The following is a 9,761-nucleotide window of genomic DNA, read 5'->3' on the forward strand; positions in this document are numbered from 1 at the left end:
AACGCAAAAAAGAACGTCCGCAGTAAAAAGCGAACGTTCTTTTTCTTTTTATATCATTCTGTAGATACAGCAGGGTCAGCCTGTTCTTTTACTGGTACAATTTGAATAAAGTGATCTTCAGGGTTGGAGAGAAGTGCTCTAAGCTGATTCGCTTCTTCTATCTGACCATCATCAGCAAGTACATCTGTATACTTACTAAGAAGTTCATTTACATCTTTTTTCCCATTTTCGGTTAAGCTCATGACTGAAACTTTAGCTCCTTTCGCAATCCTTCTCATAATTGCTTGGGCTGTTAAACCAACCTCAGGCTGTTGACGTATATAAACAACTCCTCCGGTCATCCCGGCACAAATCCATGGACCTGGATCGCCTAAAACTAAGCCGCGGCCATTTGTCATGTATTCAAATGCAAAGCCTTTAATGTTCGCGTTTGCTCCAATATTTCCAGCTTCTTTTTCAGGAAGGGGCTGCTTAACGGAGCCGCCAATAATCAAATCAGCTCCTGAAAGACGAATTCCAGCACGGGCGTCAGCATTACCTTGAGCAATTAACAAACCTTTTTGAGCACCATACCCGAAACCTTTTCCAACAGAACCATTATAATAGCGGCCATTTTTTCCTTTTGATTTAAGGATGAAGATATTGCCGCCAAAGGATGTTTTTCCAACTCCATCCTGACCGCCGCCGTTAACAATGATTTCAATTCCGCCGCTATTATAAGCCCCTAAGCCGTTACCAGGAATCGAACCATTTTTATATTTAAGCTGTACAGGTGGCAGCTGCTGGTATGAACCATCAAGTCTTCCGCGAACACGGTGACATGAAACTCTGCTGCCTAAGACGCGCTGTTCAGACGTGACACTATCGAATTCACGAGAAGAATGAAGTTGGTCAACGCTTGCGTCTAAATACTCAGCACCAACTGCCACTTGCATTTGGACTTCTTGGATCGCTTTTGTTTCCTCTGTCTTTGAGAATTGGCTGATTTCAAGCGGTTTTAATAGATAAGAAAGGCTTAGCTGATTCTTGCCTTTCACCTGTTCTAATAAGTCTGAACGTCCAACAGCATCCTGTAAGTTGGTAATCCCGACAGAAGCTGCCAGAGCCTTAAGCTCATTTCCAAAGGACGAGAATAGGTTCATTATTCCATTTACAGCAAGGTCAAGCTGACGTGGAACGAATCTGCGAAGTCCATGTTCCTTTGCTTGAACTTCAGACTCAATTTGAGTAGCGATTCCAACGTGACAGGTATCTAAATGACAACCACGACAAGTCGTACAGCCGATCGCAAGCATGGAAAGAGTTCCAAAACCAACACGGTTTGCACCAAGGAGCATAACCTTCATGACATCCATGGCACTCTTCATACCGCCATCTGCCCAAATTTCTACCTTATTACGAAGTCCGCTTTCAAGTAGAGCATTATGGGCTGCCTTAACACCAATTTCAACTGGGAGTCCAACATGCTGGAGTGCATGAATTCTTGCAGCCCCCGTACCGCCGTCAAAACCACTTAATGTAATGATATCTGCCCCTGCCTTAGCTATCCCAACAGCGATTGTACCGATATTTGGTACAACAGGTACCTTTACAGCAATTTTTGCTTGGTCATTACCTGTTTTTAATTCTAGAATCATTTGCGCTAGATCCTCAATTGAATAAATATCATGGTTGTTTGATGGTGAAATTAAATCAGAACCAAGTGTAGCATTACGTGCAGCCGCAACCTTGGCGGTTACCTTAGAACCAGGTAAATGTCCGCCTTCACCAGGCTTTGCACCTTGCCCGATTTTAATTTCTAATAGATTAGAAGAGTTCAATAACTCAGCGTTTACACCAAAACGTCCAGAGGCGATTTGCTGTCCTCTTGTTTTTGGATATTTACCAAGCATATCCTTGATTTCGCCGCCTTCACCATTAAGACTGACCATGTTTAGACGGTCAGCACCTTCAGCATAAGCTCTAAAGGCAATTTCATTTTGGGAGCCAAACGACATGGAAGAAATGATAAATGGCAAATCATGCTCACCAACGGTAATGTCAACGTCTGTTGGGGAAATGGCATGATTGCTCTTCTTTAATTGAACTAAATGACGAATGGTTGTTGGATTCTGCTCCTCTTGCTCACTAATTTTATCACGGTAAGCACTATAATCACCTGTTGCTGCCACTTCACCTATAGCCTTCCAAATACGAGGGAAGAGGTGGAAAGTCTTCCCGACCCTTTCTTTTTCATTATGGTAATCCTGAGCTCTTTGGAAAGCGTCATTCTTCATAGCTTCATAGTTATTCTCGATATCAGCAGAGCCAAAAAAGTTAACTATATTTAGTTCCTTTGCCACTTCTTCATGCAAGCCGATACTTGAGAATAGTCTTCCGTAGCCGCGTAATTCGTGTATGCCAATGGTTGAGATTACTTTTTCTAGTCCCTTCGATAATGCATTATAAAGGTTAATTAAAGGTTGATTGGATTCATCCAGAACTGTCATGAACATGTAATAAGGACTGATTAAATCGGCGCCTAATCCAAAAACAGTTATCATATCATGCAGCGAACGAATGGCTGCTGAGCGTACCACAATTGAGCAATCTCTTCTTAATTCTGCCTTTACCAGTGCCTGGTCAATAGCAGATGTTACTAAGTGCGGGTCAATCCAGTAAAAATCTTCCTGGTGTGCGTTTCCGTCATCAAGAACAAGCAGACTCTTCCCAGAAATTACAGCCTGAACTGCTTCTTTAGAAATCCTAGCTAATGCTATGCTAATTTCCTCATCTTTTCTAAAGGTTGTTGATATAAATGTAACCAGCTTTTCATTTTGGAAATGCTGAATGACTTGGTCGAAGCTGGGTTGACCAATGGTATCCGAGCAGCTATAACCTGCTTTGCCTTCTAAAAGAAGGGGAGTGGTTAACTCTAGAAGTGTTTCTGTTTTTTCTCTCGTAAATAAAGAAGGTCGTTTCCCAATTATCACCCGTGTTGAAAAATGCTCCGTTTCACGGTCTCGGTCAATCGCAGGATTCGTAACAACGGCTACACTTTCTTTAAAATAATCTGCAAGGTTTTTCCGCTCAGGATTTAGCGCTGCAAGTGGAGCATCATGACCAAGTGAACGAATCGGCTCGACACCCTTTTCAGCCATTTGCTCGATTAATTGTATGTGGTCTCTCTCCCAGCCAAATGCCTTATATTGTCCATTATGGATTTTGTCTGGATAATTCATTGTAATTGTCTTTTCTAAGGCTGGTGTTTGTAAACGAACTCTTGAATCCTGGAGATTTAAGCGTTTTGAAAAGGTGCGATAAACTTCTCTTTGAAATTGATCCTGCTCGTAAACTTCTAATTTACTATTCAGCCATTTAAATCCAACCTTCTCGCCAGGAGCTAAAGGTTTAGGGTCGTTTACATACTCACTAGAAGGAATAATCCCCGGTTCAGATGAAAATAAATAGGAAGTCTCTGTTTCCAGCATCCAAAGTGGACGAAGACCTAGTGCATCTACACTAAAAACAGCTTCATTCCCAAATCTAGAAATAATGCCGGCAGGGCCTTGGGCAAAATGCCCCCATGCTTCGCGGCTATAAGTATATAAATCTTGTAATTCATTAGAGTAGGCTTTCATTTCATTAATAATTGGAGGGAATAAGAGATCGATTGCCTCGAATAACGTATATCCATCACGGCAAATTAATGTTTCAATCGTTCGGCTTAGGTCTTGAGAGTCACTGCCATCCTTAACGAGGGGAACACCGATCATCCTTGCTTCATCACGAAGCTTTGCAATAGTATTAATTTCGCCATTATGTCCAAGTACACTAAAAGGCTGGACGCGGAAGAAACTAGATAATGTATTAGTAGAATAACGGTTATGGCCAAGTGTAACGGTTGAGGCAACAATAGGGCTGGCTAAATCCTTATAGTAGCGCGGGAGAATATCCCCGGCACCCATTACTTTATATACTGCATGGTTTTGACTTAACGAGGCAACATGGACATGTTCATTCGTTTCTAAATCAATGATTGCTTCGAATAAAACCTTTGATAATTCTTGGCCGGTTTTTTCTGAAACACATGCGAATTGCCAGAAAACTGGATTTTCTTGGATAGCGATTGGTCCTAGGGCATTAGAGTCGGTAACCTGATTTGTTTCAAAGATGATTTCTAAATCGTGGTTTTTTAGTTTATGAAGTAATTCTTGTTTAGTAGAGTCCCAGTTAGCTTTTTGACTGATAAAAATATGACCAACTGCAAAGCTATCTGTGACAGCTAGGGAGGGATCAACATTAGCGTTTTGTAACTTTTCTTTCCATAAATCCTTTGGAATATCAATGTGAATTCCGACACCATCGCCCTCACCGTTAATAAAACCAGCACGATGATTCATAGTGACAAGAGCATCTATGCAATCAAAAATGTTTTTTCTAGTAGGCTGCTTGTTTTTTTCAAGACAAGCTACAATTCCGCAGGCATCATGTTCATGCTTATGGAAATCTTTAAAAAGGGAAGGGTTCCATCTCTCTGTCATATAAATTGGCTTCAGCTGAAATTTCCTCTAAAGCCGCTTCACCTCCTATTAGCTTAATAATGTAAGAATAGTTAACAAATAAATTAGGGCACAATTAAATAAGATTGTGTGAAAATAATATATCATATGAATTTTCAGAAATCAATAAATATACAAGAAATTGGATAGAAAAATAATGATTAGGCAGGGAGGATTTAATTAGAAAGGTGTAAATGTAAACGTTTTCAAGTTTGTTGAAATATTTGGAGAGTGTTTTACACTCTCCATAACTGTATAAAAAATGTATATTTATTCGTTGGCAAGTAGAGAAAATGCACTGTTTACGGCATGTAGTGTTGCCTCAATATCCTCTTCTGTATGAGCAATGGTTAAAAACCAGGCTTCATATTTAGATGGTGCTAAGTTTATACCTTGATGCAGCATATGCTTAAAGAATCTAGCAAACATCTCACCATCGGTATTTTCTGCCTGCTCGTAATTTTCAATTTTTTCGTTTGTAAAATATACGGTGAAGGCACCCTTTAAACGGTTAATCGTAATGGGAATACCATGTTCTTTAGCAGCATTTAAAATTCCTTCTTCAAGCATAGCTCCTAAACGATCAAGATAGTCATAAATTCCCTCTTGCTTCAGGACTTCCAGACAGGCAATTCCTGACAGTATTGATGCTGGATTACCTGCCATTGTTCCTGCTTGATAAGCAGGTCCTAATGGTGCCACTTTTTCCATAATTTCCTTACGTCCACCATAAGCTCCAATTGGAAGACCGCCGCCAATAATTTTCCCCAGGGCTGTTAAATCAGGCTGAATCCCTAATAAATCCTGTGCACCTCCATACATAAAGCGGAAAGCTGTTATAACTTCATCATAAATGACAAGTGCACCTGCCGCGTGAGTGAGATCATTTACCTGCTGTAAGAAACCAGGCTTTGGCTCAACAATCCCAAAGTTCCCGACAATTGGTTCCACTAACACTGCAGCAATCTGGTCGCCCCATTTTTCTAAGGCTTCTTTAAAAGGTTCAATATCATTAAAAGGAACAGTAATGACTTCTTGGGCGATACTCTTTGGAACACCTGCAGAATCTGGGGTCCCAAGAGTTGAAGGACCTGAACCTGCTGCAACTAGTACAAGATCAGAGTGCCCATGATAACAACCGGCAAATTTAATGATCTTATCTCGGCCTGTATAGGCACGGGCAACGCGAATTGTGGTCATGACTGCTTCCGTACCTGAATTAACGAAACGAACTTTTTCTAAAAAAGGCATCGCTTCCTTCAGCATTTTTGCAAACTTGACCTCATGTGGTGTAGGAGTTCCGTACAGGACACCACTCTCTGCTGCCTTTTTAATTGCTTCAGTAATATGTGGATGAGCATGACCTGTGATAATTGGACCGTAAGCAGCCAGATAATCAATATATTGATTTCCGTCCACATCCCAAAAATAAGCACCTTGAGCACGCTCCATTACCACTGGGGCACCGCCGCCTACTGCTTTGTAAGAGCGAGAGGGGCTGTTTACCCCGCCGACGATATGTTCTAACGCTTCATTATGTATTCGTTCAGAATTTGTAAAATGCATTAATTTTCCTCCTAGAAATGGATTCCTTCCTATAATAGCACTTTTTTCATACACATTAATTTGTTTTACTATTTAAAAATTTTCTGATCCTGCCACCTTTAGTAAGGATTGTTGATATTTTATTGTCCAAGCAAGCATAGTTATAGATTAAATGAGGTCAAGTTGAGGTGGCGGCAGTGTTCTATTTCTTACTACCAATTGTGATTTTCTGTATTTTTATGAGTATAAGAACTTTGTTTATACCAAACACCATAAAAGGCAAGTTTGTATCGATTGAAAATGCTCTATTTTTAGGGTCCATCTATCTAACTGTTATTCTAGGATTTGGTCTGATCTATTTATTATTTGAGTTAAAAGGAATTTCGCTGCTTGTTGAAGTAAATCATGAAAATAACTACAATCTGTTCGAAACGAGCTTTTATTTCAGTGCAATGACTTTGTTTTCCGTTGGAAATGGAGATGTTATCCCGCATGGGCTGGGCAGAATGGTTGCGGTAGTAGAAGCATTGATTGGTTATACAATGCCTGCAGCATTTGTAGCACGTGCATTAATGGACAGAGAAGTCAATGAAATTAAATAGTTGTATAGTTAATCATGTTTGGTTAGGCTTATGGAAGAGTATATTTTCTATGAGGTGATGTAAGGTATGACAATAGAATTAGGCAAACAAGCTCCTGAATTTGAATTATTAGCTAGTAATGGTGAAAAAGTAAAATTGTCAGATTTTAAAGGCAAAAATGTTGTGTTGTATTTTTATCCAAAGGATATGACACCAGGCTGTACAACCCAAGCATGTGATTTTAGGGACTATCACGGAGACTTTTCACAGTTAGATTCCGTTATTATTGGAGTCAGCCCCGACCCGATAGAAAAACATGAAAAGTTTAGAGATAAGTATAACCTGCCTTTCTTACTTTTATTTGATGAAGATCACACTGTTTCTGAACTGTATGAGGTTTGGAAATTAAAGAAAAATTTTGGTAAAGAGTATATGGGCATTGAAAGATCTACATTTGTCATTGATAAAGAAGGTAAGATAGCAAAAGAATGGCGAAAAGTAAAAGTAAAAGGGCATGTAGAAGAAGCGCTCCAGTTTGTAAAAGAGAATTTGGGATAAGTACCTTATCTTGAATTAAAAGGGGAAATTAATAAGGAAATTGGGAAGGGAATAGGGCGTTATTATTTATAGCCTATTTTCTATAGAAAAGGCATTTGTCCAATGCAAACACCTTTAGATTGAATATCATTTTATTAGGGCATACCTCCTCAGATAAAACTTGTTGGGTCGATAATCGGCCCTTTTTTTTTGTTCTCCGGTAATTGAGCAGTGATCAAGGCTGCATCTTTGGAGCGTGAATTTTTTAATAAAAAGAATTAATAGTTAGTATGTATCATAAAATACAAACAATTGGACCAGGAGACATAATAAACAATGCCTAATTATGATATTACAATATTGACAAAAGTATTAATTCCTTAGTAAACTAATTATAACAATTATAATTTAAGAATATTTTTGGAATAGAGGTGCATGGCGATGAATCAGTTAAAAGAAGCATTAGAAACTTTAAAGGAAACTGGAGTACGTATAACTCCACAACGTCATGCGATACTTGAATATTTAATAAACTCGATGTCACATCCCACAGCAGATGATATTTATAAAGCCCTAGAAGGAAAATTCCCTAATATGAGTGTGGCAACAGTTTACAATAATTTACGAGTATTTCGTGAAGTAGGTCTAGTAAAAGAATTAACATATGGTGATGCATCAGCGCGCTTTGACTTTGTAACATCACACCATTACCATGTGATCTGTGAGAGCTGTGGAAAAATAGTTGATTTCCATTACCCAGGATTAAATGAAGTAGAACAGCTTGCTTCACATGTTACGGGCTTTAAGGTGAATAATCATCGAATGGAAGTCTACGGAACATGTCCTGAGTGTACAAGTAAAGAAGTACATTAATGAAACGAAACAAAAGCCGATTAAGTAAATCGGCTTTTATTTTTTGATTTCTTATTATAGGATTCATCAAACTCTTTACCTGCGAGTTCAGGATCAAGTGTTATAGGCTCCCTGCAATGCATACACATATCTACTCTTCCGAGCATTTTTGTATGTTTTCCGCAAGTTGGACATTTAACTTGTACAGTTCTGGTTGACAGCATCCCAATCCAAAAGTAAACAACTGTACTAGCAATAACAAATAAAAGTCCCAATAGCATGAAAATGGTCATAACAAGTGGTGAGTTACGAAAATAAATTCCAACATACATAACAAAAAAACCGATAAAGATTAAGGATAATGCAAAACTGCGGATTTTATTTATTTTACTTGAATATTTTTTAGCCATAAATTCTCCCTCCTAGTCAAACTATACCATATTTACATCTCATGAAAAAATGGTATGTTAAAGAATGTCGAAATTTGTCTTCTATATAAGAAGGAGATTTTTTATTACTGTCGAACATATAGGTTATCGAAAATAATGGAGGAATGAGAATGAAAGACATTCTTCGGCCCATTTATCAGGAACGGGCTAGTCAATCCAATACGCTTGGAGTATTGTTGATAGAAAAAAGACATAAATCAAGCCATACCACAGACTCCTTTGATGTAATCCTTTTAATCATAGTAAAAGAGGGAGAACAGCCATCATTAATCAAACATTATAATTATAATGACAGCAAGGCAGCTATGCATATTGTTACGGAGGATCAGTTAAAAGAATGGCTTCTATTAGGTACGAATCGAAAAATATTTGAATGGCTTCAGAATGCGAAGATATTATTTGACCGTAATGAATATATAGAAAACCTGAAGACAGAGCTCCGTGAATTTCCGTTTAATGGACGGAAGGTTAAAATGGGATTAGAATTTGCGAAGCTGATAAGACGGTATGTCGATGGTAAAGCTCTCTTTGAAAACAAACAGTACCTGGACGCATATAATTATGTTGTTCATTCTTTACACCACTTAGCAAGACTAGCTGTAATTGAAAATGGTCTACATCCAGAGTTAACTGTTTGGCAGCAGGTAAAACTGATTGAGCCAGAAATCGTTAAATTATATGAAGAACTTGTAAATAGTGAAGAGGCTATTGAAAAAAGATTGGAGTTATTATTCTTAGCAAGCGAGTTTATGATCCATTCTCGAACAAAAGTGGGTTGTGCTCATCTTTTAGAAGTTCTTAGTACGAAGGAATATTGGACTTTCAATGAGATTCAGAATGAAAAAGAATTAATTCCTTATTCTGTTGATCTAGCCGTCCTAATTGAGTATCTTATTGAAAAAGGGTTAATCGATGTTGTTAGTCTTGAAACAAAGGGAAATGGTATTTTTCATCGATGTTATCAGGTGAGTAAAAAATTATCGTAAAAAAACATTAAAACCTATTGACGTTTTTTGAGATACTTGATATATTAATAACCGTCGCTGCGAACGAAAGATTTTAACTTACTCGCAAACGACGGTTATATTTTTTGAAAAATAATATTGACACTGTAAAATGAGATGTGTTATATTATAAAAGTCGCTTACGGGCGAAGATAATAATTGCTCTTTGAAAACTAAACAAACAGTAACGTCAACAAACAATTTTTTAGCTTTTTATAAAAGCTAAGCCAACGTAACAAATGAGCTATATCA

Annotated in this window: 7 protein-coding genes; 4 read left to right on the plus strand and 3 right to left on the minus strand. The window is 38.2% G+C overall.

Annotation, left to right across the window (positions count from 1 at the left end):
* Nucleotides 1–53: 53 nt before the first annotated feature.
* Together H0184_RS22840 and H0184_RS22845 are read right to left on the minus strand one after the other, a co-directional pair.
* Nucleotides 54–4,523, minus strand: coding sequence for a glutamate synthase-related protein (locus H0184_RS22840; RefSeq protein ID WP_221828759.1), 4,470 nt, complete (start codon nucleotides 4,521–4,523; stop codon nucleotides 54–56).
* 288 nt (nucleotides 4,524–4,811) lie between these two features.
* A complete protein-coding gene (locus H0184_RS22845; protein ID WP_221828761.1) occupies nucleotides 4,812–6,107 on the minus strand; it encodes a glutamate-1-semialdehyde 2,1-aminomutase in 1,296 nt (431 codons plus the stop codon).
* A 233-nt stretch (nucleotides 6,108–6,340) separates the two neighbouring features.
* Between H0184_RS22845 and H0184_RS22850 the strand changes: the two genes are divergently transcribed.
* The 3 genes from H0184_RS22850 to perR all read left to right on the plus strand — a co-directional run bounded on the left by H0184_RS22850 (nucleotide 6,341) and on the right by perR (nucleotide 8,077).
* The gene (locus tag H0184_RS22850; RefSeq protein ID WP_260631732.1) at nucleotides 6,341–6,688 is read left to right on the plus strand and encodes a potassium channel family protein; all 348 of its coding nucleotides are present in this window, start codon (nucleotides 6,341–6,343) and stop codon (nucleotides 6,686–6,688) included.
* A gap of 66 nt (nucleotides 6,689–6,754) precedes the next feature.
* Nucleotides 6,755–7,225 (plus strand): thioredoxin-dependent thiol peroxidase, encoded by a 471-nt coding sequence (gene bcp, locus H0184_RS22855; protein WP_221828764.1) that lies wholly within the window; start codon nucleotides 6,755–6,757, stop codon nucleotides 7,223–7,225.
* A gap of 414 nt (nucleotides 7,226–7,639) precedes the next feature.
* Nucleotides 7,640–8,077 carry a peroxide-responsive transcriptional repressor PerR gene (perR, locus tag H0184_RS22860; RefSeq protein WP_063255569.1) on the plus strand — a complete coding sequence of 146 codons (438 nt, stop codon included), beginning with the start codon at nucleotides 7,640–7,642 and terminating at the stop codon, nucleotides 8,075–8,077.
* Nucleotides 8,078–8,097: 20 nt separating this feature from the next.
* On the opposite strand, the gene H0184_RS22865 is transcribed toward perR, so the two are convergent.
* A complete protein-coding gene (locus H0184_RS22865) occupies nucleotides 8,098–8,466 on the minus strand; it encodes a YgzB family protein (RefSeq protein ID WP_221828765.1) in 369 nt (122 codons plus the stop codon).
* Between the two features lie 149 nt (nucleotides 8,467–8,615).
* On the opposite strand from H0184_RS22865, the gene H0184_RS22870 reads away from it, so the two are divergent.
* Nucleotides 8,616–9,491 carry a nucleotidyltransferase-like protein gene (locus H0184_RS22870; RefSeq protein ID WP_221828768.1) on the plus strand — a complete coding sequence of 292 codons (876 nt, stop codon included), beginning with the start codon at nucleotides 8,616–8,618 and terminating at the stop codon, nucleotides 9,489–9,491.
* Nucleotides 9,492–9,761: the final 270 nt, after the last annotated feature.

The sequence above is a fragment of the Neobacillus niacini genome (genome assembly GCF_019749295.1).
Taxonomy (GTDB): Bacteria; Bacillota; Bacilli; order Bacillales; family Cytobacillaceae; genus Neobacillus; species Neobacillus niacini_D.